A 24,982-nucleotide genomic window follows, 5' to 3' on the forward strand; every position below is an offset into this window, starting at 1 on the left:
TCGGCAGTGTTTTATTGATACCGGCATTTTTTTATGCCGTCTAAAATGCAGGCCGGCACACGCAATCCGCCTTTTCCTTTTCCTATTTGAATATCCGGCTTGCTTTTTCCATGAAAGTCGGAACCTCCGCTTATGCACAGACTGTATTTATGGGCAAGCTCCAAATAATAGCGTTCGTCTTCAAAAGAATGGACAGGATGATACACTTCAATCCCTTTCAATCCTAAGGGTATCAATGTTTCGATAAGAGTAATGCGTTCCTGCTCCGAGCATTTTATCAGCTTCGGGTGGGCGAGTATGGGGACGGCTTTGGCTTTGGTTAAAATTTCAACCGCATGTTCCGGCGTAATAGGTTCCCTTGGCACATAGGCGGATTTTCCTTTGGCGAGATATTTGTCAAAGGCTTCCTTTATGCTTGTCACAGCGCCTTTTTGCAATAAAACATTGGCGAAGTGCGGACGGGCGACAACCTTCCCTCCTGCTTCTTCCTCGACATCTCTTAGTGTGATATCGATACCCTGTTCCTGTAATTTTTGAATGATTTTTTTGTTTCTCGTGTTTCGCCGCTCAATGAAAATATCGAGCTCTTTTTCCAAGTCTTTCAATAAACTGTTGTCTTTCGGAAGATAGAGCCCTAAAACATGAACGTCGGTGTCAAGAAATTTCGCACTGAGCTCACAGCCCCGTACAAATTCCATATCCAGTTCTTTTGCTTTTTCTTCCGCTTCAAAAAGTCCCGAAAGCGTGTCGTGGTCAGTTAAGGCAAGAGCTTTCAAGCCTTGCTTTTTGGCTAGTTCCACCACTTCCCGCGGAGAAAAAGAACCGTCGGAAGCTGTGCTGTGTGTATGCAAATCAATAAGTTCCGCCATAATGTCATTCCCAAGAAAAATTATTTTTTATCAACAATGATTTGTGAACTGCTTTTTCGGCGGGGACCGTTTGAGGACGTGTTGGAATTGAAATATGTGCCAAAATTCATGGAGGAGCCGTCAGAATTGGTTATATTCATGTAAAATCCGTTGTTGAGCTGGGTTGAATTGCTATACGTTTCCGGAAGTTTCGAGCTTTTGGTTGTGAGAAGATTTGAACCGTTTTCTTCGACAATAAGCGAATGAACCCTGTTTGTTTGCAGGATGATGTCGTTTGCGGTGCTACGGTCGGGCGTATTTGTTTTTGCTTTTTCAGTTTTTTTTGTCGTGCCGGTTTGTTCGGGCGTGCCAATTTCTTGATTTTCCACATCTGTGCTTAATGCCGGCATTTCTTTTTCCGGTAGCAGCTCTTTTTGAGGAGAGATTTCCAATTTCCCGCCGTAGCTTGGAATGCCTGATATGTTCTCTTCCTGCGCTTTGCCGTATGAGGGGAGAAGCAGGCAAAAAGCGCACAGGACAATGCCGGGCAGCCAATATTTATTAGAAAATTTTTGCAGATATGATTTTTTATCTTTCATAACGAACTCCCTTGATAATAAGAAAATATGCAATTTCCATTCCATAAGGAAAATGGTTTTTTTGAAAAAGAAAAGCCGGAAAATGAGAAATTTAAGAATATTGTGCTATTTTTCTTGTTTAAATGAAAAGTATAGCATATATTCTAAAAAAGCAATATTGGATAACAATCATGAAAAATTTATTGAATATATTGGGAAAACTAGCCGTAATTTTTATCTTTTCTTTGGCTGTGTATCTGCTTTACCATAAATTGAAAGCTTACAGTTTCAATGAAATCAAGATTGCTGTCAACGCTATTTCACCAAAGGCATTGATTTTTTCTTTTTGTTTGATGGTGATGAATTTCATTGTGCTTATGGGGTATGATTGGCTGGCTTTGAAAGCCATTAAAAAAAAATTGAGACTGGTCCGTGTCGCTTTGGTTTCTTTTGTCGGTGCAGTTATCAGTTTGAACTTCGGAGCGCTTCTTGGAGGAAGCACGGTACGATACCGTTTGTATAGCGCTTGGGGATTTTCCCCTATTGAAATCATCCGTCTTGTGCTTATGCTTGCCGTCACTTTTTGGGTCGGAGCAATGGGCTTGGCGGGTTTTTTGTTTATTTTTGTGCCGCTGGAGCTTCCGGAAGAACTCGGTATCAATCTTGTGAGCGTCAAACCGCTTGGTTTTTTTCTTTTCGGGCTGTGCATATTTTACCATATCATCTGCTGGAAGCTGAAAGGACGTTCTTTTCATGTTTTTAAAAAAGAATTCGCATTGCCGACCTTGCCCATAGCCATTGCCCAAACTGTTGTTTCCGGACTTGATCTGATTGTTGCCGCAGCGTGTTTGTTCGTGCTTTTGCCTACGGACGGCACTTTGAATTTTTTTGAATTTCTCCCTAATTATTTGCTTGCGCAAGTTGCTGTCGTCTTGACGCACGTTCCGGGCGGCGTGGGCGTTTTGGAAGTGATTATTGTCAACCTCACCCATCAGGTGTCTGTGAGTGTTGTTTTTGCGTCCATTCTCATTTTCAGGGTGATTTACTATATCATCCCGCTTTTGTTCGCCTCTGTTTTGCTTGGTGTGAATGAAGTGTGTTTGCAGGTTTCCAAAAAAAGCCCTGACGAAAGCCGTTTGGCTTTGAATGACTGGCTTTTGACCGTATTCAAATATGTCACGTTCGTCGTGGGTGTTTTTCTTTGCCTTTCCGTTGTGTTTCCGTTCAAACACACCACAACGGTTTATTGTTCGTATCAGCTTGTTGTTTTGGCATATTGGCTGCGCGGCGTCATCGGGGTTGTGCTTATTGTTTTTGCCTATGGCCTTGACAGAAAACAAAAAAACCATTGGTTTGTCATTGTTGTTTCCCTGTTTGTAGGGCTTATCTGCATTAATCTTTCGGGCGGAAGCGTTTATGAATACGTCTTTATTCTCGCCTTATTGCTTCCGCTTCTCATGTCGCATAAAAAATTTACGCGTGAGCGTATTCCTGTTGCGTCCCATTATCCTTTGGCTTGGTTCATCAGTTCTATCACTGTGCTTTGCGCCATGCTTCTTTTGGGATATTTTCTCATTTCTTTGCACGGTTATAAGTCGTTATGGCTGGATATTCTGGGAGGAAAAGGACCGTTTATCCAATATGCCGCGCTCATGATACAGCTTCTTACCGGAATTGCTATTTTTGTGCTTCTGAATGTGTTTGATAAAATTACGAAACGAAACCGAGGAAAGAATGAAAGGCATAAATATAAAAACTCATGATCCGGCTTATAATTTGGCTGTCGAGGAAGTTCTTTTCAATTCGCTGTCCGAGGTCGGGGAAGAATATTTTTTGCTTTGGCAAAATTCCCCTTCCATCATTGTGGGCAGACATCAGAATACTGCGGAAGAAGTCAATGAACAGTATGTGAAGGAACATCATATCCCCGTCGTAAGACGCACCACAGGAGGCGGGGCGGTTTTTCACGATTTGGGAAATTTGAATTTTTCCTTCCTGCGGTATATGGATAAAGGAGAAGACACTTCTTTCAGCCGTTATATCAATCCGATTATCCAAGCATTGCGGAGCATAGGCATAAATGCCGAGATGTCGGGACGCAACGATATGCTTGTTGACGGAAAAAAATTTTCCGGCAATGCGCAGAAAAAGAGCGGACGGAAAATTTTACAGCACGGCACTATTCTTGTTGCCTTGGATACCTCGAATTTAACGGATATGTTAACCGGAAATCCCGATAAATATCAGTCAAAAGGGATTGCGTCCCATAAAAGCCGCGTTGTGAATTTGATTGAGTTCATGCCGGACCTGACACCTGCGGAACTTATGGAGAAAATCAGAAACGTGCTCATGCGGTTTTTGGTTGATGAAGAAATTGAGTTGCCCCAAGGACTTGCTGAAAAAGCAGAACAATTGGCTGATAAAAAATATCGGACGTGGGAATGGAATTTTGGAAAATCTCCTGCTTTCCAAGTGAAACTGAGAAAACGTTTTTCTTTCGGAGCGGTTGATTTTTATGCCGATATTAAAAATGGCAAAATCGAACATTGCCGTTTTTACGGGGATTTTTTTGCGGATAAGGATGTCGCCGGCTTGGAAGAAGCCTTGAAAGACACTTTATTTAGAAAACAAGATGTGTTAAATGTATTGGAACAGGCAGGTGCCGCAGAGTATTTTATCGGTGCAAAACAAGAAGATCTAATGGAATTTTTTGCACAAAGTATTTTGGAATAGGGTATTATCATGCAAAAATATACGTTTTCGCAAGCAAGTGAGGCGCAGGAGCTTATCGACAAACTCGCCGGCAGGCATTTAGGGGAACAGAATGTCGAGGGGGAAGTGCGTGAAATTTTGGAAGCGGTTAAAATAAAAAAAGACAGTTTCCTTATTGAAAAAATCCGTGCATTCGACTGCAGGGAATTTAATAATCCTTTGCGCTTGTCGGAAAGCGAAATTCAGCAAGGGGCGGCGCAGGTTTCTCCGGAAGATATGGAAATTATTGCGGAGGCTGCCCGAAATATCCGTTCATTTCATGAAGCGCAGCTTGAAAAATCATGGTTTCAAACCCGTGAAGACGGCACCATTCTCGGACAAAAAATCAGTCCGGTAAGGCGGGCTGGTTTATATGTTCCCGGCGGAAAAGGCGGAAATACACCATTAATTTCCAGTTTGCTCATGCAGGCGATTCCGGCCCAAGTCGCAGGCGTAAAAGAAATCGCCGTTACCAGTCCTCCCCGTGAAAACGGAACCCTCAACCCTTATTTGCTTGCCGCCGCTTACCTGCTTGACATCACGGAAGTCTACCGGGTGGGCGGACCTTGGGCTGTCGGGGCTTTGGCTTACGGAACAGAAAGCATTAAAGCTGTCGATGTGATTACAGGTCCCGGCAATCAATATGTGACAATGGCTAAAAAAATGGTGCAGGGGCAAGTCGGTATCGATATGCTGGCGGGACCGAGCGAAATTTTGGTGCTTGCCGATGATTCCGCAAATCCCGAGTATGTTGCGGCGGATTTGCTTTCGCAGGCGGAACATGATAGTTTGGCGTCGGCGGTATGCGTTACGACAAGTCCTTATTTAGCGGATAAAATTCTTGAGAGCGTGGAAAAACGTTTGGCAGATTTGCCGCGGGCGGATATTGCGCGTGAATCCGTGGAAAATTTCGGAGCAGTCATTATCGTGCCGACTATGCAGACCGGCATTGAAATTGCAAACCGTATTGCGCCGGAGCACATGGAACTTATGGTGCAGGAGCCTTGGAATTATGTTCCGCATATAAATACGGCTGGAGCGTTGTTTTTAGGGGCGTGGTCACCGGAGCCGGTGGGGGATTATTTTGCAGGTCCCAACCATGTCCTGCCGACACAGGGTACGGCTCGTTACGCGTCCGCCCTTGGCGTGCAAACATTTTGCAAAAAAACAAGTATCATTTCCGCATCCATGAAATTCACGCGTGCAAAAGCGTCCTCCATAGCGAAGCTTGCACGTATGGAAGGCTTGGAAGCCCATGCCAAAAGTGTTGAAATGAGAAAATAAATCAGATGAATGAGGGAGTTATGTCAGTAATAAAAACGGATATTCCAGAATTGAAGCTTCTTTCCCGCGGCAAAGTCCGTGATATGTATGAACTTGATGAAAAAAGCGTCCTTATTGTGACAACGGACCGAATGTCTGCTTTTGATGTTATTTTAGAAGACCCGATTCCGAATAAAGGTATTATTTTAAACCAGTTGACGCTGTTTTGGATGAAACGGTTTGAATCGTTGGTGCCTAATCACATTATTGAGTCCGATGTCAATAACTATCCTGAATTTTTGCAAAAATATAAGGAACAACTGGAAGGTCGTTCCGTTATTGCAAAAAAAGCGAAGCCGCTTGCTGTCGAATGTGTGGTACGCGGTTATTTAGCCGGTTCCGGATATAAGGATTATCTGAAAACTGGCATGGTTTGCGGGCATAAGCTTCCTGAAGGATTGAAAAATTCTTCCCGTTTTGCGGAACCGCTTTTTACGCCTTCAACAAAGGCGGAAATCGGTGACCATGATGAAAATATCAGCATTGAACAGGCTGCAAAAATTATCGGTGCTGAACTTTGTGAGAAAGTGAAAAATCTGAGTATTGAAATTTACAACAAAGGGCGTGATTATGCCGCAAGCCGCGGTATTATCATCGCCGATACGAAATTTGAATTCGGCATGGTTGACGGCGTGCTTACCTTGATTGATGAAGTGCTCACTCCTGATTCTTCACGTTTTTGGCCTGCCGATTCGTATGAGGAAGGTAAAAATCAGGCAAGTTTCGACAAGCAGTATTTGCGCGACTGGCTTGAAATGCAAGATTGGGATAAAACGCCTCCTGCACCCCGTTTGCCGGAGGATGTTGCTGAAACAACAACACAAAAATATCAAAAAATTGCTGAAATTTTAACAAAATAGCGAGGTGGATTATGATATTGGAAGGTAAAAAAGCTCTTGTTTTCGGCGTGGCAAACGACAGAAGCATTGCTTACGGCATTTCCGAATCTTTTAAAAATAATGGTGCAAGATTGGCATTCAACTATATGGGCAATGCCATTAAAAAACGTCTTGAACCAATCAGCGAAAAGCTCGGCGGCGAGTTTATTTTTCAATGCGATGTGACAAGTGACGAACAAATCGCCGAGAGCGTCAAGCTTGTTAAGGAAAAATGGGGAACCATCGATGTTTTGGTTCATTCCGTGGCTTTTGCGCATAAGGAAGATTTGCAGGGCAGATTTATTGAAACTTCCCGTGACGGCTTCTTAACCGCAATGAATATTTCCGCGTATTCTTTAATCGCTTTGTGCAAAGCCTTTGAAGAAGTAATCAATCCTAACGGTTCCGTTATTTGTATGACCTATTACGGTTCTCAAAAAGTGATACCGAACTATAATGTCATGGGGGTTGCCAAGGCTGCTCTTGAAAGTTCTGTGCGTTATCTGGCAAGTGACTTCGGACCGAAAGGGGTACGTGTTAACGCAATCAGCGCAGGACCGATCAAAACGCTGTCCGCTTCCGGCATTTCTGATTTCAGAGAAATTTTAAACCATATTGAAACCCATGCGCCGCTTCGCAGAAATGTTACCACGGCAGAAGTCGGCAATACCGCAAGTTATTTGGCTTCCGATATGAGCAGCGCCGTAACCGGTGATATTATCTATGTTGACTGCGGTTTCCAAAGCGTTGGTTTTTAGGAGAACGTATGATTAAGAGTTTATTGTTTATCGCCTGCATTGCGGGGATTGTGTTCCTTTTACGCAAGAAAGGCATTATACCTGCCTGAATGAGGGATGATAACCAAGCTGGAGCTTGTGATATAAGTAAAAAGAAGAAATAATTTTTCTTTATGAAAAAGGATAACGGAAAAGGTTATCCTTTTTTTGTATGCGTTAGCATAAAAAACACCTGCCCAGCAGGCTTCTTTACTGCGGTAAACAATTTTTTTATTGTTTTTTTTACCGCAGTTATTTCTTAAAATTTGTTTAATTTAAGTGGAACTATACGTTAAGTTTTATTTTTTTGCTTTGCGGTATAGCGTTATATGTATTCGCATAACCAATTTATTTAAATTGAAAATTCAGTGTATGGGATAAAATGGTGTGATAAATTTATTGTTATGTAATTAATTGCTTGATGTATATATATATATATAGTATAATATCGCCCAATAAATTTGTTGGGAGATTACAAATGAGAAAGATTGGTCAATTATTTTATTTAGTGTTTGTGTTTACGTTTTTTTTACCAAGTTTTGCTTTTGCTTATATTGATCCGGGAACGGGAAGTTTGATTTTGCAAGCTCTTGCTGCCGCTGCGTTTTCGGCTCTCGCTTTTTGGAGCTCCCTGAGGGAAAAGATTAAAAACTTTTTTAAAAAGAAAGATAAATAAGGTAGAAAGGTAATCCATGTCAACGCTTGATAATTCCATACGTTGTGCCGGTTCATTCCGTGATCCGAGCGGCGCTGTTTATTTGGGGGAAAATTGTGTTTATCGCACAATCAACCAATGTTATGCGGAGCAATGGGAGCAGATCAAAAAAACCGGTTTTTTTGAAAGCGCCCTTGCCAAAAAATTGATTATTCCTTTTGAAGAAACAGACAATGCCGCTGCGGAACAATATAAGATATTGCAATCTCCTTTGCTTCCGTTTGTGTCTTATCCTTATGAATGGAGTTTTGGTCAATATAAAGACGCCGCTTTGCATACGCTTGATGTTTTAGATGAGGCTTTGGCTTTTGGGTTGGTCTTGAAAGACGCAACGGTGTATAACATACAATTTTTTAACGGAAAACCGATTTTTATTGATTTATTATCTTTTGAAATACGGGATATTCATAAACCATGGGAAGCGTATTTGCAGTTTTGCAAACACTTTTTAGCTCCGCTCGCTTTAATGGCGAAACGTTCTGTTTCTTGCGGACGGATGATGGAAACATGGATTGAGGGACTGCCTCTTGATTTGGTTTCTTCCATATTGCCGTGGAGGACAAAATTTTCTGTGTCTTTGGGCATCCATTTGCATATGCATGCAAAAATGCAGGCAAAATATGGGGACGCAAGAAAAGCGAAAAGTAAAGTGCAATCCGTTTCATTAAAAGACGATGCACTGTTAAAATTAAGCCAGTCCCTGCGTTATGCAATAAACTCTTTGGAATTGCCTCATGATTTACAGACAGAATGGGGCGATTATTATAATGATACCAATTATACGGAACGCGGTGCGCAGGATAAAAGGGAATATTTGGAAAAAATTGCTTCCGAAAACGCAGAAAAGGAATTGGCGGTTGATTTGGGTGCCAACCAAGGCGTTTACAGCCGTTTCTTGTCTGAATATTATAATAATGTTTTAGCGGTTGATATTGACTATTTAGCTGTTGAAAAATTTTATAGAGCACTCAAGAAAGAAGCATATTCCAATATATTACCTCTTGTTTTCGACTTGGGAAACCCTTCTCCGAATATCGGGTGGGCGAATAAGGAACGTATGACCTTTGCAGAACGTTGTAAAGCCTCTTATGTAAGCGCACTGGCTTTAGTGCATCACTTGGTTTTTACAGCCGGGATTCCTTTATTCAGCATTGCCGAATATTTTTCAACAATAGTAAAAAAGAACGGGATACTCGCTTTTGAATTTGTTCCGCTTGAAGATTCCCAAGTTCAAAGATTGCTTGCTGTTCGGGAAAATCCTTTTCCTGATTATGATTTATCAACATGTAAGAATGCATTTAGCGAATATTTTGAAGTAGTTGAAGAACATCAGGTTACAGACAGCAAACGGACAATCGTGATTTTTAGGAAAATCGGGGAGGAATAGATGAAGAAAACAGATATTAGAAATATTGCTTTACTGGCACCTGTTTTATATTTGTATTTAAATATATTTTTATGGTCTAAGAATGTGTCCATGTTCAGTGTTACTGAATTAATATGTTCTTTGGGAGCAATTTTTGTTCTTTCTGCTTTATGCTATTTTATTTTTTATTATTTGTTTTCATTTTTTTCTGCAACAGTACAAAATGTTAAGCGGTTAAAACTTGGCATGGGTGTTTTTGTCGGTGTTTTCACCGGGATAATCTGCAACTTTTTCTTTTTAAGGACTTTGTTTTATCCTCATCATCATATCGCCATGTATGTTTTGATGGTATGCATAGCTTTAATTGTTTATTTTAATCTTGCTGCCTATTTTGTAAAATTCAGTTATGTTTTGCTGTTGATTGCTTCTTGCGGTTTTGTGTATAATTCTTATAAAAATTTTAGTTCAGTTATTGAAGATACGGATAAATATCTTGTGGAATTTAAAGATAAGCCCAATATTTACATGATATGGCTGGAATCTTTTCATGGAGCCAGAACTCTGAAAGATGTTTATGACGTAGATGTCAGTCCATTAACAAAATTTTTGGAAGAAAATAAATTTACCGTTTGCGAGAATATGTATTCAGGGTATCTTTATACGTTAGGCTCTATGGTTGATTTGTTTAGTTTAGGCACTGTTAATCCAAGTGATTATGCAACCGGTTTCTATGATGTCAGAACCGTACTTCGCAGATTGCTTGGAGGAGGAGCCGGCAATAATGTATTAAAAGTATTAAAACATAACGGTTATATTACCAACGTAATGGTTGGCGGATTTTATTATTTTCATGCGAAAGAAAAATATTTGGATTATGCACCTGTTGATTTATACGACAAGATCAACGGAGGATATCTTCGTCCGTGTTATGCTTTTACCAAGTATTGTGAAAATATTCCTCGGTTCGGTTTATGGTTTATGAAGACTTTGACAACTCAAATCGATGAAATGCAGAAATTAAAAAAGCCTTATTTTTTAGCTGTAAAATATGATAAGATTTATCATGTCGGCAGTGGGTTTCCATCAGAAGAAGCTAGGTTGGAATGGATAAAATCAGGTGCGGACGGATACGTAGAAGGTGCCAGGGAAAGTGTTTTTATTCTTCAGAAAGTGATTTCGACAATTATTGAAAAAGATCCTAATGCGATAATTGTAATGTTAGGCGATCACGGGGCAAGAACATATTTGGATCTTGATTTAGTGGAGGCATTGAAAAACAACACTATTCAATTGAGTGAGTATGCGGATGATTTCTTTAATGTTTATGGGGCTGTTCGGCTGCCTGAACAGTATGAAAAATTTTCTTTTGACGATAAAGACGGTTATATAAATCATCGGAATATCTTTGTGCATATTTTTTCTTTGTTAGCCCAAGATCCGGAATATTTAAAATTGCGGGAAATATCTGTATCAAATAAAGGTAAATGGGATTTGGTTATAAATGGAGTTGTGAATAAAGATTTCAATAAGCAACATATGGAAAAATGATAACCAGTTAGGAAAAATCCTAATTTATGGATTTACCCTGTTTATTGGTTGATATATTCCCAATAAACGGGGTTTTTCAGTTAAATTGTTCTTTTGTTGAATTGGCAAGCCAAATGCGGCACTTTATAAAAAAAACACGCAAAAGAATTTTTCAGGCTGAATATTTTCCGAGGCGTTTGTTTATCCCATCCGGTTTTTTTATTTAATTTTTGTTGTGTTACTTTTGTTCAATCGGTTTGTTTTGGGGAAAACTCCTTTTAGCACAGCAGGTTGTGGATGAAAATGCGATTGGCGGACACATTCAGAAAAACTTAAGGCATATCAAGTAATATGCACTTCAACGGTTTGATAAAACTATCTGCTTAGGAGGAGGGCTTTATTTTGAAATTGTGAAGTATGTTAAGATTGATATTTGTTTTGTTGATGATGTTATTTTATTTAACAATTTTTTTTGCGTAGCAGGAAATACGTTGTGAGTATGAAAAAATATTTGGATTTAACTTGACAAGAGGAATAATTGCATATAATATCTTTAATACATTGACGCGGGGTGGAGCAGCTTGGTAGCTCGTCGGGCTCATAACCCGAAGGCCGTAGGTTCAAATCCTGCCCCCGCCACCAAGAAAAAATTTTTTCTGATAGCAATATTTAAAACTCCATAACGTGTTCCTTTATGGAGTTTTTATATTTAAGCTCAAAGATAAGAAAAATTATTTATTTTTATCTTATTCTCATCAAGACCTGCAAATTGGAAATGTTCGTTGTAGAACTGTAACCTTTTTTAGAACCATATTTGTTTGATTTCGGTATGGTATCAACAAAGGGGGGCTGCTTTTTTAGGGCAGTATGTTTTTTTAGCTGTCACGCTTTGATTATGTGATTAACCGGATTAATATTTCTATTGACTAATTGGCGTTGAAAATGTACAAAAGTTATTCAGTTATCTGTGTTAAATTTATATGGAGTGTGTAAAAGCATGGAACATTCCACTGAAATGCAGGAAGAGCAACAGGCTCCTCTTATTTTTACAGAAGGTCCCGCACCTATTATCAAGACAAAAAATCAAATTTTTACAGCTTGGTCTATTGCTTTTCTTGGGGCTGTCGGAATTTTGGTGGGGCTGTGTTTATACAAGCCTGAAACCTATTGGGAGATTATGCTTTTTATTCCCGACGGGCTCTATATAACATTTAAAATAACGATTATTTCCATTTTGTTTGCCGTTCCCATCGGTTTCATTACTGGGCTCGGACGGCTTGCAAAAAACAGGTTTATCAATACCATTGCTTCCATTTATGTGGAAATTATCCGCGGTATTCCGCTTTTAATGCAATTATTTTACATATATTACGCACTTGGAAGCATTTTAAAAGTTTCTCCGACTGTGGCGGCGGTTTCTTCCTTGAGCTTTTGTTTCGGCGCATATATGGGGGAAGTTTTCAGAGCGGGTATTTTATCCATTTCCAAGGGGCAAACTGAAGCCGCCCGTTCTTTGGGATTTAACAAAACGCAGACCATGTTTTTGGTTATTTTGCCGCAAGCTTTGAAAACCATTATTCCGCCTATCGGCAACGAATGCATTGCCTTACTGAAAGATACTTCTCTTGTTTCTGTCATTGCTGTTGCTGATGTTTTGCGTCGCGGCCGCGAATATGCGACCAGTACCTTTGAATATTTTGAAACCTATACGATAATCGCTCTTATTTACCTTATTATCACGCTTTTGCTTTCAAAAGGTATGAGCATTATTGAATGGAGATTATCCCATTATGACAAATCCCGTTAATTCATACAGCGCTTTGGCTGCACCCGATTTAGACGCTGCCATATCCATGCGCGGCGTGTGGAAACTTTATGGTGATGTGGTTGCCCTTAAAGATTTGAATTTAGATGTGCAGAAAGGCGAAAAGGTTGTTATTATCGGTCCTTCCGGTTCCGGCAAGTCAACGGCGCTGAGAACTATCAACAGACTGGAAGATATTCATTTAGGGCAGATTTATATTGACGGAAAAGATATTTGCGATAAGAAGAATGACATAAATCTCATGCGTCAAAATGTGGGAATGGTTTTTCAGAATTTCAACCTTTTTCCGCATATGGATGTGATGAAAAATTTGATTATCGCCCCTATGAAATTGCGTAAGATTTCCAAAAGCGAGGCGGAAGACAGGGCTTTATTCCTCTTGAAAAAAGTCGGACTGGCGGATAAGGTGAAAGCGTATCCTTCCCAATTATCCGGCGGACAGCAGCAGCGTGTCGCCATTGCAAGGGCTTTGGCGATGCAGCCTAATATCATGCTTTTTGATGAGCCGACCTCTGCGCTTGATCCGGAAATGATCGGGGAAGTGCTCGACGTTATGGTAAACCTTGCCAAAGAAGGCATGACAATGGTTGTTGTCACCCACGAAATGGGTTTTGCCCGTCAAGTTGCCGATAGGGTGATTTTTATGGACCAAGGCGTTATTTTGGAACAAGGCGCTCCTTTGCAGGTATTTGATTACCCGCAAAATCCGCGTTTACAGCAATTTTTGAAGCAGATTTTATAATTTTAGTTGTTTTTTTGCGGGGGAAATTATTTTCCCTTAAAATTTCTTATTAAATCAAGCAAGGCAGGTATTTTTGAAAAATGCCTGCCTTTTGTTGCTTCACCCCCAAAAACCACCTGCTAAGCAAATGGATTTATTGCTGAATAACGTATGCATTTTCATACCTGCAAGTTCTGCGGGATTTTTTTATTTTTGGAATGGAAAAGGGGGAAAATGAGCTTTTCCCCCAAGTTTTTGATGTGTCGGACTGGTTAAGATTGAAACATATTATTTCTTTTCACCATAATAAGCATTGAGGTACATTTGTTTTATTTCGCTCATAAGCGGGTAGCGCGGATTTGCTCCCGTGCATTGGTCGTTGAATGCTTCCTCAACCATTTTATCAAGCTTTGCAAGGAAGGTCTCTTCTTTAATGTCATATTCCCTGATACTTGCTTTGATACCGATATTGGTTTTTAATTCGTTGATACGTTTGATAAGGGCTTCGATTTTTTGTTCCGTGCTGTCTTTTACAGCGCAAAGTCCCATAAGTTCGGAGATTTTTGCATAGCGTTCCGATGCGTTCGGATGGTCATATTGGGAAAATGCCGCCATTTTATTGGGTTTGTCGGTTGCATTGAACCGTATGCTTTCTTCAAGCATCAACGCATTTGCAATGCCATGCGGCAGGTGGAAGTTTGAACCCAGCTTATGCGCCATGGAATGGCAAACACCAAGGAAAGCATTTGCAAACGCCATGCCTGCCAGACAGGAAGCATTCGCCATGCGTTCTTTTTCGTAAATTGCATTGGCTCCCTCTTTGACCGATTTTTCCAAATTGTCAAAGACAAGGCGGATGGCTTCAAGAGCAAGCGGGCTTGTATATTCTGTCGCCATAATTGAAACATACGCTTCAATGGCATGTGTCAATACGTCAATGCCGGACGCGGCGGTCAACCCCTTAGGCATGGAAAGCATAAGTTCAGGGTCGACAATGGCGACATCGGCAGTGAGCTCATAGTCTGCAAGGGGATATTTTATCCCTGACTGTTCGTCGGTGATGACGGCAAAAGGCGTAACTTCCGAACCGGTTCCGGCAGAGGTCGCCACGCACCAAAGTCCGGCTTTAATGCCCAGCTTCGGAAAATCGACGATACGTTTTCTTATATCCATGAACGTCATTGCCAAATCGATGAAGTTCGTGTTCGGATATTCATAAAGCACACGCATGATTTTCGCCGCATCAATGGCTGAACCGCCGCCTAAGGCGATAATCACATCCGGTTCAAATTCCAAAAGCATTTTTGCGCCTTGGCGGACAATGGCGAGGGTCGGGTCGGCCTCAACATCGGAGTAAATCCTGTATTGGATATGCAAGTCTTCCAAAACTTTTGTGATGTGATCCGTATAGCCGAGCTGCGCCAATTGTTTGTCGGTAACAATAACAGCACGTTTTTTGCCGGCAAGCTCTTTCAGGGCAATGGGCAGACAGCCGAATTTAAAGTACACTTTTTGAGGAATTTTGAACCATAACATATTATCCCTTCTTTTAGCTACTGTTTTGATATTCAATAAGTGTTTGATACCGACGTTTTCCGATACGCTGTTGCCGCCCCATGAGCCGCAGCCCAAGGTCAAAGACGGCGCAATATCGAAGTTATACAAGTCCCCGATGCCGCCATGGGAGGAAGGTGAATTGATGAGAATGCGGCCGGTTTTCATGGTGCGGGCGAAACGGGAAACGGTTTCTTTTTCTTTGATGTCATCAATATACAGTCCGCATGTATGTCCGGGACCGCCCTGCTTAACTAAAATTTCTGCCTTCGCAAGGGCGTTGTCAAAGGAAGAAGCCTGATACATGGCGAGCACGGGAGAAAGTTTTTCATGGGCGAACGGTTCTGACAAATCCGTTGATTCAACTTCGCCAATCAGAACTTTCGCTTCTTCCGGCACGTCAATTCCTGCCATTTTTGCAATGGTATGGGCGCGTTGTCCGACAATGTCTGCATTCAATGCGCCTTTTTCATTCAATATGATGCTGCGGACTTTTTGTATTTCCTTGTTATTGAGGATATACGCTCCGCGAAGAGCAAATTCTTCTTTCACTTTTTTATAGATTTCAGAATGAACGATGACGGATTGTTCGGAAGCGCAAATCATGCCGTTGTCAAAGGTTTTTGACACCAAAATGGAGCTGACGGCAAGTTGGATGTCCGCACTTTTGTCAATAATGACAGGTGTATTGCCGGAACCGACACCGACGGCAGGCGTGCCGGAAGAATAAGCCGCTTTCACCATGCCCGGTCCGCCTGTCGCCAAAATGAGGTCGGCGGAACGCATAAGTTCTTGGGTGTCTTCAAGAGTGGGATTTTCTATCCAAGCGATGATATTTTTGGGGGCTCCCGCTTCTACTGCGGCATCCAAAACAAGTTTTGCCGCTGCGATGGTGCAGTGTTTTGCGCGCGGATGAGGAGAGAAAATAATCGCATTTCTTGTTTTCAAGGCGATAAGCGCTTTAAAAATAACTGTCGATGTAGGATTTGTTGTCGGAATTACGCCGCCGATAACGCCTACCGGTTCCGCAATCCTGACTGTGCCGAAACTTGTGTTTTCATCAATAACGCCGCAGGTTTTGGAATTTTTATAGGCATTATAAATGTATTCCGAAGCGAAGTGGTTTTTAATGACTTTGTCTTCCTCTATTCCCATGCCGGTTTCCTGTACGGCAAGCTTTGCCAAAGGAATGCGGGCATGGTTTGCGGCAAGTGCCGCTTCACGGAAAATTTTGTCAACCTGTTCCTGGCTGAACCCGCTATATTTTTTTTGAGCTTCGCGAACCGATGTGAATGTTTCTTGTAACGTCATGTCTTTTTCCTTGTTAGAGGGTTATAAAACTGTTTTGTGAATATAATCACAATATAGTTGTTTTTAAAAATAAAGCAAGCTTTTTTAATAAGAAAAAAAGGAAAATTCCGAAGAATTTTCCTTACATGTTTTATTTTGTACGATGCGGGCGGGGTAAACGGCCGTGCAGGATTTGCTTCCAATGGGGATGCCCCATTTCTTCCGATTCGTCAAAGGAAGGAACAGTGCCGTCTTTCTTGTATTTTTCAACAAGTTTGAGGATGACAGGGCTGAGCAGGAGAATGCCTGTCAAGTTCGGAATTGCCATAAGGGCGTTTGCGCAGTCTGAAATAAGCCAGATAACGTCCAACTGCGAGATTGCCCCGACCGGAACCAAGATAACGTAAGCATAGCGGAAATAGCGTATGGATTTTTCCCCGAATAGGTATATGCAGCAGCGCTCACCGTATAAGCTCCAGCTTAAGATTGTGGTGAATGCAAAAAACAGCAGACAGACGGTGACAATCTTATCTCCGTGGGGAATGGCGAAGCTGTAGGAAGCGGCGGCTAAGGTCGCGCCGTTCAATTGATCGGGTGAAGTCCACATTCCGGTAATGATGATGGTGAAGCCGGTCATGCTGCAAACGATGATGGTCGTGATGATGGTGTCGAGCATGCCGAAAATCGCTTGGTCGACAGCGCAGTCGTTGGTTGAGGCGGCATGCGCTATGGGGGCTGTGCCCAGTCCGGCTTCGTTTGAGAACACGCCGCGCGCCATGCCGTAGCGAATGGCGAGCATAATCGTGGAACCGGCAAAACCGCCTTGCACGGCAGTTCCTGTAAAAGCGTCCGAAACAATCATAAGTAAGACGTCGAAAAATTTATCATAGTACATGATGAATACGGCAACGGAAATACCGATATAAAGAAATGCCATGAACGGGACGACTTTACTTGCAAAATCGCCAATCCGTTTCACTCCGCCCAAAATGACTGTTCCCGCGATGAAGAATAAGGCAAGGGCGGTATATTCGGAAGGAATGCTGAAACTGCCTTTTAATGATTCCGCAATGGTGTTTGACTGTATCATGTTTCCTGTGCCGAAGCAGGCAAGAATACAGAAGGCGCTGAACATGACGCTCAAAAATTTGAATTTGGACCCGAGCCCCCGTTCGATAAAGAACATTGAACCGCCGACATAGCTGCCGTTTGCTGTTTTTTCCCTATAATAAACAGAAAGCAAAATTTCACAGAATTTTGTCGTCATTCCGACAAGAGCGGTAATCCACATCCAAAACAACGCTCCGGGACCTCCCCAAAAAATAGCGGTTGCGACGCCGGCGATACTGCCCGTGCCGATAGTCCCCGCAAGGGCTGTCATCAAAGCGCTGAAAGGAGAAATCTCTCCGGAGCCGTTTCCTTTTTGGTTGCCGCCCATAATGCTTTTAAACGCAGTCGGAATATGGCGGAACGTGAAAAATTTTAAACTGATTGTTAAATAAAGACCGACACCGATAAGCAGGACAAGCATGACAGGTCCCCAAACAAAGCCGCTCAATGCGCTGAGAAAATTGATAAGCGTTTCCATAAATTTTCCTTAAATTTTTTATTCACTTTTCCCATAATATCATAATACGGAAAGGTTTTCCAAGGAAAAATTCCGGCTTTTCAAGGTATCGGAAGAGTGCTGTTTTCCAACATATTGTTTTAAAAAATAATTGAAAATCCATACCTGTTTTTTTGTAATGAAAAAATGAAGTAAAAATTTAATTAATGCATGCATAATTGTTTCAATATGGTAATTTTAGGCAATTTTTATTGTGTTTCACATCATTTTGTTTAAAATTTTGTTAATTATGAAAACAAAGAATAAACAACAAAATATGCAAAAATGCTATTTGTTAAAATTGGTAAATTAAAATAACAAATAAAATCAATATATTTAATGGTAATGGTCTAAGGTGTTTTCTGGGAATGTATTACAAAAATGTAAAATTTTTATTCTTGAATTTTTGAAAAAGTATCTGTATTATTAAAATAATGTAAATAAAACCGAATGTTGCAGATAGAAAAATGAAAAACAAGTTATATTTGCATTGTTTTAAAAGAGAATTTTTTAAAGAAACGGTTAAAAGCGAGGTAGGCATGCAGTATTGGCTTTTTAAAACAGAACCCCATTGTTTTGGAATTGAAGATTTGAAAAAAGCGAAAAATCAAACGACATCATGGGACGGAGTGCGGAATTATCAGGCTCGTAATTTTATGAAAGCAATGAAATGCGGGGACTTGGGCTTTTTTTACCACAGTGGTAAAAATCCTGAAATCATCGGTGTTGTCGAAATTGTGAAAGAAGCATATCCGGACCATTTCGCATGGGATATGTTCAATGAACATTTTGATGCGAAATCAACACCGGAAAAGCCTTTATGGTTCATGGTCGATGTGAAGCTCGCGGAAGAATTTAAAGAACCGCTTTCCAGAAAAAGATTATCGGCGGAGCTCGCCCTTGCGGATATGGAACTTATGAAAAAGGGAAGCCGGCTTTCCGTTCAGCCTGTTTCCAAAGAACATTTTGATTATATTATGAAAATTGCACTCCATAAATAGTTTTTTTATTAAAAATGATAAAAAGCTATTGAAAGAGTTTTTGAAATGGGTTATTATGATATTTGATAAATCGAGATTATCTAGTTATATGGAGATAATCCATTGGGTGCTAACCATTTTTGCTTTTAGTGCCTCCCGCCTTTGGAAAGATTTATCGAATTGTTAAACGTATTGACATGCTTGGAGGCATAGTATGAAAACTTCTTACATGGGCAAATTGGCTCGTATCAACTTGACGACAGGTCAAATCACTGTTGAATCCGTAGATTTGGATTTGGCAAAGAAATTTATCGGCGGCCGCGGACTTGGAACGGCGATGCTTTATGAAGAAGGCGTTGCAAAAGTCGAGCCTTTGTCTGCCGACAACAAACTTATCTATATTACCGGACCTATGACAGGCACAGCTTCTCCTACGGCAGGCCGTTATATGGTTGTGACCAAATCACCGCTTACAGGCATGATCGCATGTTCAAACTCCGGCGGTGTCTGGGGCGCTAAGCTCAAATATGCCGGTTGGGACGCTATCATTGTCGAAGGCAAGGCGAAATCTTGGGTATATATCAATATTGATGATGATAAAATCGAAATTTTGCCGGCTGAAAAATATGTCGGCATGTTGAGTGAAGCGTGTGATGAAGAATTTAAAAAAGTTCATCCGAATGCGTCCGTGTTGAATATCGGTCCTGCCGGTGAACATTTATCCCTTCTTGCCGCCATTATGAATGATAAGGACCGTGCAGCCGGCAGAAGCGGTGTCGGTGCGGTAATGGGCTCTAAAAATCTGAAAGCGATTACTGTTACGGCAAGCAAGAATGCCGTTGAACCATACAGTGCCGATATGCTCAAAGAAGCAATGAAAACTTGCCTCTTGAAATTCAAAGAAAATCCTGTCACCCATGAAGGCCTGCCAACGTACGGCACTGCTGTTCTTGTTAATATTGTCAATAATATCGGTACATTCCCGACCAATAACTGGCAAAGCAGTTATTATGACAAAGCCGATGATATTTCCGGCGAAACACTGAAAGAAAAATATTTGGTAAAGAACCATTATTGCCATCGCTGCCAAATCGGCTGCGGACGTGTTGTCAATATTGACGGTAAAATTGCCGGCGGACCCGAATACGAACCGCTTTGGGCTTATGGCGGCAACTGCGGAAACAATGATTTGAACGCTATTGATAAAGCGAACTACTTCTGCAACGAATACGGCTTGGATGCCATTTCCACTCCCTGCACTATTGCGGCTGCAATGGAATTGTATCAATTAGGCGCAATTAAAGACGCCGAATGCGACGGTGTTCCTTTGAAATGGGGCAGTGCGGAAGCCATTGTCGAATGGACGAAACGCATGGGGGAAGCAAGTTCTCCTCTTGCCAAACTTATGGCTGACGGTTCATACCGCCTCTGCGAACACTATGGACACCCTGAAGTTTCCATGAGTGTGAAAAAACAAGAAATGCCCGCATATGACGCCAGAGGTATTCAAGGTATCGGCATTACCTATGCGACAAGCAACCGCGGCGGCTGCCATGTCCGCGGTTATATGATTTCTCCTGAAGTTTTGGGCTTGCCCGAACAATTGGACCGTACCACCACAGAAGGAAAAGCGACATGGTGCAAAATCTTCCAAGATTTAACCGCCGTTATCGACTCCATGGGACTTTGCCTGTTCTCATCATTCGCTCTTGGCGCTCCTGACTATGCCGCATTATTGAATGCAGGCACCGGAACGAACTATGATGTGAACGGTTTGCTTGAAGTTGGTGAACGTATTTATAATATTGAACGTTTATTTAATAAAGCCGCCGGCATGAAACCTGAAGACGATCGTTTGCCGAAACGTCTTACCGAAAGTCCGATTACTGACGGACCTTCAAAAGGCATGGTAAGCCAAATCTCAGTTACGTTGCCGCAATACTATGAAGTCCGCGGCTGGAAGGAAGCGTTCCCGACCAAGGAAACTCTTGATAGATTGGGTTTGGTTGAAAAATAATTAACGATTAAAAAACCTGGCTCGCTTTGGCGGGCTGGGTTTTTTATGAGGTATATATGATAGAGGTCAGATTATTTGCCACACTGCGTGATAATCGGGAAAAAACGTATTTTTTGCCTGCTGAAGATTTTCATTGCGCATTGGATATATTGCATTTTCTCGATATTCCAAAAGAAGCGGTCAGCACACTTTTGATCAATGGCTTTCATAAAAAGCCGGAAGATGAAGTGAAAGATACCGATGTTGTGGCATTATTCCCGCCTGTAGGAGGAGGGTAGTTTGCAGACGAGATATGACAGGCAAATCATTATATCGGAAATTGGAGAAAAAGGACAGGAAAAACTTCGTAAATCGGAAGTATTGCTTATAGGCTTTGGAGGGCTCGGAACTCCTTGTGCAACGTATCTGGCTCAAGCAGGCATAGGCCGGCTTGAAATTATCGATGCCGATACTGTTGCATTTTCTAATTTAAACCGGCAATTCTTTTTTACGGAACAAGACATTGATTTATATAAAGCGCATATCGCGGAAAAAATTATCGGAAAAATGAACAGCGACGTAAATGTTCGCGGGCGGGTTTTGCGCATTGATGAAAAAAATGCGGAAGATTGTATCCAAGGTTTTGATATTGTCGTGAATTGTGTTGATAATATTGAAACGAGAAAAATTGTGCATAATGCATGTCTGAAATATGATATTCCTTTGGTCGAGGGGGGAATTGACAGTTTTTACGGTTTTGTTTCCTGCATAAAAAAAGGGTATCCCTGCTTGAACTGCATGGGGTTTTTTGATGGGAAACAAAAAGCTGTGACGCCTGTTTTGGGGGCTGTGGCTGGAATTATCGGCTCCATGCAGGCTGTGGAAGCTTTGAAGATTTTGCTTGGCGTGAACGGTGTTTTGTATGGCAAAATTTTATATTACGATGCGAAACGACAAGAAACGGAACTTGTCACCATTCCCGGAAAACGGAATTGTATCTGTCATAAGAGGTGAAGATAATGCAAGGTTTTTCTCATTTTGACGACAGCGGCAATGCTGTTATGGTTGATGTTACGGAAAAAAAGAGTACAACCCGCATGGCTGTAGCTGAGGGAACGATTTTTTGCAATAAAGCGATTATTGACGCAATCTTGCAAAAAAATATAAAAAAAGGCGATGTGCTCGGGGTTGCGAGGATAGCCGGTATTATGGCTGTAAAACAAACGGCTCATCTTATTCCCATGTGTCATCCTCTTTTAATTTCAAAAAGCAGTATCGATTTTGAAATCAATGAAGAAAAAAATTGTATAAAGGCACTGTGCACCGTGAAAATTGAAGGGAAAACCGGAGTTGAAATGGAAGCTCTTACAGGGGTGAATATCGCTTTGCTGACCATTTACGACATGTGCAAAGCCGTTGATAAACGCATGCTTATTTCCGATATTCATCTTGTTGAAAAACACGGCGGAAAGAGTGCCGATTTTTATTTTGATGGGGCAAAATAATGCAGGACAGTTTTGGAAGGCTTATTGATTATATTCGCGTATCGATTACTGACCGCTGTAATTTGCGTTGTCTTTACTGCATGCCTGAAAACGGAATTGATTTGTGCGGGCATGATGAAGTGCTGCGTTATGAAGAATTTATCCGGTTATGCAGAATTTTCGCAGGGCTTGGTATTAAAAAAATAAAGATTACGGGCGGTGAGGCTTTGGTTCGGAAAGACGCGCTTCACCTTATGAAAGCCATAAAATCCATTGAGGGAATAGAGCAGGTGACCCTCACGACAAACGGTATTTTGCTTGAAGAGTATGTTGACGAACTGGTTCGTATCGGAATAAACGGTATCAATATCAGTTTGGATAGCTTGGACAATTCCGAATACAGAAAAATTACCCGTGTCGGTGATGTTGAAAAAGTAAAGGCGGGTTTAAAAAAAGCCCTGCAATATCCGCGGCTGAAATTAAAAATCAATTGTGTGCCTTTTGACGGCGATAAACAAAATATTTTGGATTTGGTTGCTCTTGCACAAAATAATCCTTTGCATGTGCGTTTTATTGAAATTATGCCCATAGGCGAGGGAAAGCAGTTTAATTATCTGAAAGAAGACAGCATTAAAGCTCTTATTGAAGAGAAATACGGAGTTATGCGATTTTGTTACGAAAAACTTGGCAACGGCCCGAGCCGTTATTATTCTTTGCAAGGTTTTCAAGGAAAAATCGGTTTTATCAGTGCTATTTCCCATAAGTTTTGCCATGAATGCAACCGGGTGCGGTTAACATGCACAGGATATTTGAAAACATGCCTGCAATATGACATAGGCGTTGATTTGTCAGCGCTCATCCGTGCAGGCGCAAGCGATGCCATGCTGGAAAATGCAATAAGAAAAGCCGTGCTTGCCAAACCTATGGAGCATAGTTTTCTGCAAAAAAACATCTCTTGCGAAGAACAGGCGAAAATGGCTGCGATTGGAGGTTGAATGAAACGTGTTGCGATTATTACAGCCAGTGACAGCGGTTATGAGGGAAGACGCGAAGACGCGAGCGCTCCTGTGATAGAAGAAATTGTGCAAAAAGAGGGATATCAGGTTGTAAAAAAATTTCTTTTGCCCGACGACAAGGAAATGCTTGCAAAAGCCATGCGGGAAATAGCAGATGATGGCGGGGCTGAACTTATTCTCACTACCGGCGGAACGGGCTTTTCTTCCCGCGACGTTATGCCGGAAGCGACTCTTGCTATTGTTGAACGTCTTGCCCCTGGCATACCGGAGGCGATGCGGGCGTATAGCATGCAGTTTACGAAAAGGGCTATGCTCACAAGAGCTGTGGCGGGAATACGCAAAAAAACATTGATTGTGAATATGCCGGGTTCGCCGAAAGCGGTTCGTGAATGTTTGGAATATATCATTTCGGAATTGAATCACGGACTGGAAATTTTACTTGGTGAAGCGAATAATTGCGCAAGAAAATAGGAGATTCTTATGGGAAAGGTTATTTCGACAAATATCAGTGAAATCCGCGGAATACAAAAGCATAATGTGGGCAAGGTGAAACTTGTTGAAGATTATGGCATTGAAAATGATGCGCATGCGGGAAAATGGCATAGGCAAGTGAGCTTGCTGTCCCATGAGAAAATTGCAGCGTTTCGTGCTAAAGGCGCAATCGTGAATGACGGCGCTTTTGGTGAAAATATCGTTGTTTCGGGCATTGATTTTAAAAATTTGCCTGTGGGAACACGGTTGCAATGCAACGAAGTCATTCTTGAAATGACGCAAATCGGTAAGGAATGTCATCATGGCTGCGAGATTTTCCAAAAAATGGGTGATTGCATCATGCCCCGCGAGGGTGTTTTTGCAAAAATTATCAAAGGCGGGGAAATCGCAGTCGGTGATGAGATGACTGTAATATCTTAAAACTGAGGAGAAGATTTTATGAAAAAAATCGTATTGTCTCTTGTTATGGCGGTATGCTGCGCAATGCCGGCATTTGCCGCTGACGGTGTTCTTAAAATGGCTACGACCACAAGCACGGCCGATACGGGACTTCTTGATTATTTGGCTCCGATTTTCAAGGCTGATACCGGCTATACCTTGGAATATGTTTCTGTCGGCACCGGTGCGGCTCTTGCTCTCGGTCAAAACGGCGATGTTGACGTTGTTCTTGTGCACGCTAAAGCGAGCGAAGAGAAATTTGTCGCTGAAGGCTACGGCGTAGAACGTTTTGAAGTCATGTACAATGATTTTGTCGTTGTCGGTCCGAAGGATATTTTGCCTTATTCGGAAGATGCCAAAGCAACCTTGGCTCAAGTTTTTGAAAAGAAACTCAATTGGGTCAGCCGCGGCGATGATTCCGGAACCGATAAAAAAGAAAAAGGCATTTGGAAGTCTTTAGGAATTGATCCGGCTCAAAATCCTAATTATAAGGAATCCGGTTCCGGCATGGGTGCCAGCCTTTCAATGGCTGATGAACTTCGGGCTTTAATCCTTACCGACCGCGGAACATATTTGAAAATGAAATCCGATGCGTCTGTGAAATTGGATCTTGATATCATTTGCGAAAAAGCTCCCGACCTTTTGAACCAATATGGCGTTATCGCTGTAAATCCTGCAAAATATCCTGCTGTCAACAATAAAGCCGCCAATGCCTTTATCGAATGGATCGTTTCTGATAAGGTTCAAAAACTTATTGCAGACTTCGGCGTTGATAAATACGGACAGGGACTTTTTGTTCCCAACGCTGAAAAATAATC

General features: G+C 41.6%; 22 protein-coding genes and 1 tRNA gene. 19 read left to right on the forward strand and 4 right to left on the reverse strand.

The window, feature by feature from the left end; all coding sequences use genetic code 11:
* Window positions 1–11: 11 nt before the first annotated feature.
* Together JBF11_RS01075 and JBF11_RS01080 are read right to left on the reverse strand one after the other, a co-directional pair.
* Window positions 12–869: a PHP domain-containing protein gene (locus JBF11_RS01075; protein WP_334315544.1), complete on the reverse strand. Its 858-nt coding sequence runs from the start codon at window positions 867–869 to the stop codon at window positions 12–14.
* Between the two features lie 20 nt (window positions 870–889).
* Window positions 890–1,447 carry a hypothetical protein gene (locus JBF11_RS01080; RefSeq protein WP_334315545.1) on the reverse strand — a complete coding sequence of 186 codons (558 nt, stop codon included), beginning with the start codon at window positions 1,445–1,447 and terminating at the stop codon, window positions 890–892.
* Between the two features lie 170 nt (window positions 1,448–1,617).
* Between JBF11_RS01080 and JBF11_RS01085 the strand changes: the two genes are divergently transcribed.
* The 10 genes from JBF11_RS01085 to JBF11_RS01130 all read left to right on the forward strand — a co-directional run bounded on the left by JBF11_RS01085 (window position 1,618) and on the right by JBF11_RS01130 (window position 13,329).
* Window positions 1,618–3,189 carry a lysylphosphatidylglycerol synthase transmembrane domain-containing protein gene (locus JBF11_RS01085; RefSeq protein WP_334315546.1) on the forward strand — a complete coding sequence of 524 codons (1,572 nt, stop codon included), beginning with the start codon at window positions 1,618–1,620 and terminating at the stop codon, window positions 3,187–3,189.
* The gene (locus tag JBF11_RS01090; protein ID WP_334315547.1) at window positions 3,161–4,159 is read left to right on the forward strand and encodes a lipoate--protein ligase; all 999 of its coding nucleotides are present in this window, start codon (window positions 3,161–3,163) and stop codon (window positions 4,157–4,159) included. The genes JBF11_RS01085 and JBF11_RS01090 overlap by 29 nt, the downstream gene beginning before the upstream one ends.
* A 9-nt stretch (window positions 4,160–4,168) precedes the next feature.
* Window positions 4,169–5,461 (forward strand): histidinol dehydrogenase, encoded by a 1,293-nt coding sequence (gene hisD / locus JBF11_RS01095; protein ID WP_334315548.1) that lies wholly within the window; start codon window positions 4,169–4,171, stop codon window positions 5,459–5,461.
* Window positions 5,462–5,481: 20 nt separating this feature from the next.
* On the forward strand, window positions 5,482–6,360 hold the full coding sequence (locus JBF11_RS01100) for a phosphoribosylaminoimidazolesuccinocarboxamide synthase (protein ID WP_334315549.1): 879 nt from the start codon (window positions 5,482–5,484) through the stop codon (window positions 6,358–6,360).
* 11 nt (window positions 6,361–6,371) lie between these two features.
* Complete coding sequence (locus JBF11_RS01105; protein WP_334315550.1) at window positions 6,372–7,136, forward strand: enoyl-ACP reductase FabI; 765 nt, start codon at window positions 6,372–6,374, stop codon at window positions 7,134–7,136.
* A gap of 710 nt (window positions 7,137–7,846) precedes the next feature.
* Window positions 7,847–9,256 carry a hypothetical protein gene (locus JBF11_RS01110; protein ID WP_334315551.1) on the forward strand — a complete coding sequence of 470 codons (1,410 nt, stop codon included), beginning with the start codon at window positions 7,847–7,849 and terminating at the stop codon, window positions 9,254–9,256.
* Complete coding sequence (locus JBF11_RS01115; protein ID WP_334315552.1) at window positions 9,257–10,783, forward strand: alkaline phosphatase family protein; 1,527 nt, start codon at window positions 9,257–9,259, stop codon at window positions 10,781–10,783.
* A gap of 544 nt (window positions 10,784–11,327) precedes the next feature.
* A tRNA-Met gene (locus JBF11_RS01120) sits at window positions 11,328–11,404 on the forward strand.
* Between the two features lie 355 nt (window positions 11,405–11,759).
* Window positions 11,760–12,569: an amino acid ABC transporter permease gene (locus JBF11_RS01125; RefSeq protein ID WP_334315553.1), complete on the forward strand. Its 810-nt coding sequence runs from the start codon at window positions 11,760–11,762 to the stop codon at window positions 12,567–12,569.
* The gene (locus JBF11_RS01130; protein WP_334315554.1) at window positions 12,553–13,329 is read left to right on the forward strand and encodes an amino acid ABC transporter ATP-binding protein; all 777 of its coding nucleotides are present in this window, start codon (window positions 12,553–12,555) and stop codon (window positions 13,327–13,329) included. Before JBF11_RS01125 ends, JBF11_RS01130 begins: the two co-directional genes overlap by 17 nt.
* Window positions 13,330–13,596: 267 nt before the next feature.
* Here the strand turns inward: JBF11_RS01130 and adhE are convergent, their stop codons facing one another.
* Window positions 13,597–16,173 carry a bifunctional acetaldehyde-CoA/alcohol dehydrogenase gene (gene adhE / locus JBF11_RS01135; RefSeq protein WP_334315555.1) on the reverse strand — a complete coding sequence of 859 codons (2,577 nt, stop codon included), beginning with the start codon at window positions 16,171–16,173 and terminating at the stop codon, window positions 13,597–13,599.
* Window positions 16,174–16,303: 130 nt separating this feature from the next.
* Entirely contained in the window at window positions 16,304–17,740 is a 1,437-nt protein-coding gene (locus tag JBF11_RS01140; RefSeq protein ID WP_334315556.1) for an alanine/glycine:cation symporter family protein, read from the reverse strand.
* 557 nt (window positions 17,741–18,297) lie between these two features.
* Between JBF11_RS01140 and JBF11_RS01145 the strand changes: the two genes are divergently transcribed.
* The 9 genes from JBF11_RS01145 to JBF11_RS01185 all read left to right on the forward strand — a co-directional run bounded on the left by JBF11_RS01145 (window position 18,298) and on the right by JBF11_RS01185 (window position 24,980).
* On the forward strand, window positions 18,298–18,759 hold the full coding sequence (locus tag JBF11_RS01145) for an EVE domain-containing protein (RefSeq protein ID WP_334316299.1): 462 nt from the start codon (window positions 18,298–18,300) through the stop codon (window positions 18,757–18,759).
* 193 nt (window positions 18,760–18,952) lie between these two features.
* Window positions 18,953–20,755, forward strand: a complete 1,803-nt coding sequence (locus tag JBF11_RS01150; protein WP_334315557.1) for an aldehyde ferredoxin oxidoreductase family protein — start codon at window positions 18,953–18,955, stop codon at window positions 20,753–20,755.
* A 56-nt stretch (window positions 20,756–20,811) separates the two neighbouring features.
* Window positions 20,812–21,033 (forward strand): MoaD/ThiS family protein, encoded by a 222-nt coding sequence (locus tag JBF11_RS01155; protein ID WP_334315558.1) that lies wholly within the window; start codon window positions 20,812–20,814, stop codon window positions 21,031–21,033.
* Window position 21,034: 1 nt separating this feature from the next.
* A complete protein-coding gene (locus JBF11_RS01160; protein WP_334315559.1) occupies window positions 21,035–21,748 on the forward strand; it encodes a HesA/MoeB/ThiF family protein in 714 nt (237 codons plus the stop codon).
* 5 nt (window positions 21,749–21,753) lie between these two features.
* Window positions 21,754–22,239 carry a cyclic pyranopterin monophosphate synthase MoaC gene (gene moaC, locus JBF11_RS01165; protein ID WP_334315560.1) on the forward strand — a complete coding sequence of 162 codons (486 nt, stop codon included), beginning with the start codon at window positions 21,754–21,756 and terminating at the stop codon, window positions 22,237–22,239.
* Window positions 22,239–23,213: a GTP 3',8-cyclase MoaA gene (gene moaA, locus JBF11_RS01170; RefSeq protein WP_334315561.1), complete on the forward strand. Its 975-nt coding sequence runs from the start codon at window positions 22,239–22,241 to the stop codon at window positions 23,211–23,213. Before moaC ends, moaA begins: the two co-directional genes overlap by 1 nt.
* Window positions 23,214–23,705, forward strand: coding sequence for a MogA/MoaB family molybdenum cofactor biosynthesis protein (locus JBF11_RS01175; protein WP_334315562.1), 492 nt, complete (start codon window positions 23,214–23,216; stop codon window positions 23,703–23,705).
* A gap of 9 nt (window positions 23,706–23,714) precedes the next feature.
* The gene (locus tag JBF11_RS01180) at window positions 23,715–24,146 is read left to right on the forward strand and encodes an MOSC domain-containing protein (protein WP_334315563.1); all 432 of its coding nucleotides are present in this window, start codon (window positions 23,715–23,717) and stop codon (window positions 24,144–24,146) included.
* 18 nt (window positions 24,147–24,164) lie between these two features.
* Window positions 24,165–24,980 carry an ABC transporter substrate-binding protein gene (locus JBF11_RS01185; RefSeq protein ID WP_334315564.1) on the forward strand — a complete coding sequence of 272 codons (816 nt, stop codon included), beginning with the start codon at window positions 24,165–24,167 and terminating at the stop codon, window positions 24,978–24,980.
* The last annotated feature ends 2 nt before the right edge of the window (window positions 24,981–24,982 follow it).

The organism is Taurinivorans muris (assembly GCF_025232395.1).
GTDB lineage: Bacteria > Desulfobacterota > Desulfovibrionia > Desulfovibrionales > Desulfovibrionaceae > Taurinivorans > Taurinivorans muris.

Bases quoted from the DNA above. Each gene is read 5' to 3' on its own strand.
- JBF11_RS01125 (WP_334315553.1), top strand. From the start codon at position 11,760: ATGGAACATTCCACTGAAATGCAGGAAGAGCAACAGGCTCCTCTTATT.
- moaC (WP_334315560.1), top strand. From the start codon at position 21,754: ATGCAAGGTTTTTCTCATTTTGACGACAGCGGCAATGCTGTTATGGTT.
- JBF11_RS01145 (WP_334316299.1), top strand. From the start codon at position 18,298: ATGCAGTATTGGCTTTTTAAAACAGAACCCCATTGTTTTGGAATTGAA.
- JBF11_RS01150 (WP_334315557.1), top strand. From the start codon at position 18,953: ATGAAAACTTCTTACATGGGCAAATTGGCTCGTATCAACTTGACGACA.
- JBF11_RS01080 (WP_334315545.1), bottom strand. From the start codon at position 1,447: ATGAAAGATAAAAAATCATATCTGCAAAAATTTTCTAATAAATATTGG.
- adhE (WP_334315555.1), bottom strand. From the start codon at position 16,173: ATGACGTTACAAGAAACATTCACATCGGTTCGCGAAGCTCAAAAAAAA.
- JBF11_RS01155 (WP_334315558.1), top strand. From the start codon at position 20,812: ATGATAGAGGTCAGATTATTTGCCACACTGCGTGATAATCGGGAAAAA.
- JBF11_RS01115 (WP_334315552.1), top strand. From the start codon at position 9,257: ATGAAGAAAACAGATATTAGAAATATTGCTTTACTGGCACCTGTTTTA.
- JBF11_RS01140 (WP_334315556.1), bottom strand. From the start codon at position 17,740: ATGGAAACGCTTATCAATTTTCTCAGCGCATTGAGCGGCTTTGTTTGG.
- JBF11_RS01180 (WP_334315563.1), top strand. From the start codon at position 23,715: ATGGGAAAGGTTATTTCGACAAATATCAGTGAAATCCGCGGAATACAA.
- hisD (WP_334315548.1), top strand. From the start codon at position 4,169: ATGCAAAAATATACGTTTTCGCAAGCAAGTGAGGCGCAGGAGCTTATC.
- JBF11_RS01175 (WP_334315562.1), top strand. From the start codon at position 23,214: ATGAAACGTGTTGCGATTATTACAGCCAGTGACAGCGGTTATGAGGGA.
- JBF11_RS01110 (WP_334315551.1), top strand. From the start codon at position 7,847: ATGTCAACGCTTGATAATTCCATACGTTGTGCCGGTTCATTCCGTGAT.
- JBF11_RS01090 (WP_334315547.1), top strand. From the start codon at position 3,161: ATGAAAGGCATAAATATAAAAACTCATGATCCGGCTTATAATTTGGCT.
- JBF11_RS01185 (WP_334315564.1), top strand. From the start codon at position 24,165: ATGAAAAAAATCGTATTGTCTCTTGTTATGGCGGTATGCTGCGCAATG.
- JBF11_RS01085 (WP_334315546.1), top strand. From the start codon at position 1,618: ATGAAAAATTTATTGAATATATTGGGAAAACTAGCCGTAATTTTTATC.
- JBF11_RS01100 (WP_334315549.1), top strand. From the start codon at position 5,482: ATGTCAGTAATAAAAACGGATATTCCAGAATTGAAGCTTCTTTCCCGC.
- JBF11_RS01075 (WP_334315544.1), bottom strand. From the start codon at position 869: ATGGCGGAACTTATTGATTTGCATACACACAGCACAGCTTCCGACGGT.
- moaA (WP_334315561.1), top strand. From the start codon at position 22,239: ATGCAGGACAGTTTTGGAAGGCTTATTGATTATATTCGCGTATCGATT.
- JBF11_RS01130 (WP_334315554.1), top strand. From the start codon at position 12,553: ATGACAAATCCCGTTAATTCATACAGCGCTTTGGCTGCACCCGATTTA.
- JBF11_RS01105 (WP_334315550.1), top strand. From the start codon at position 6,372: ATGATATTGGAAGGTAAAAAAGCTCTTGTTTTCGGCGTGGCAAACGAC.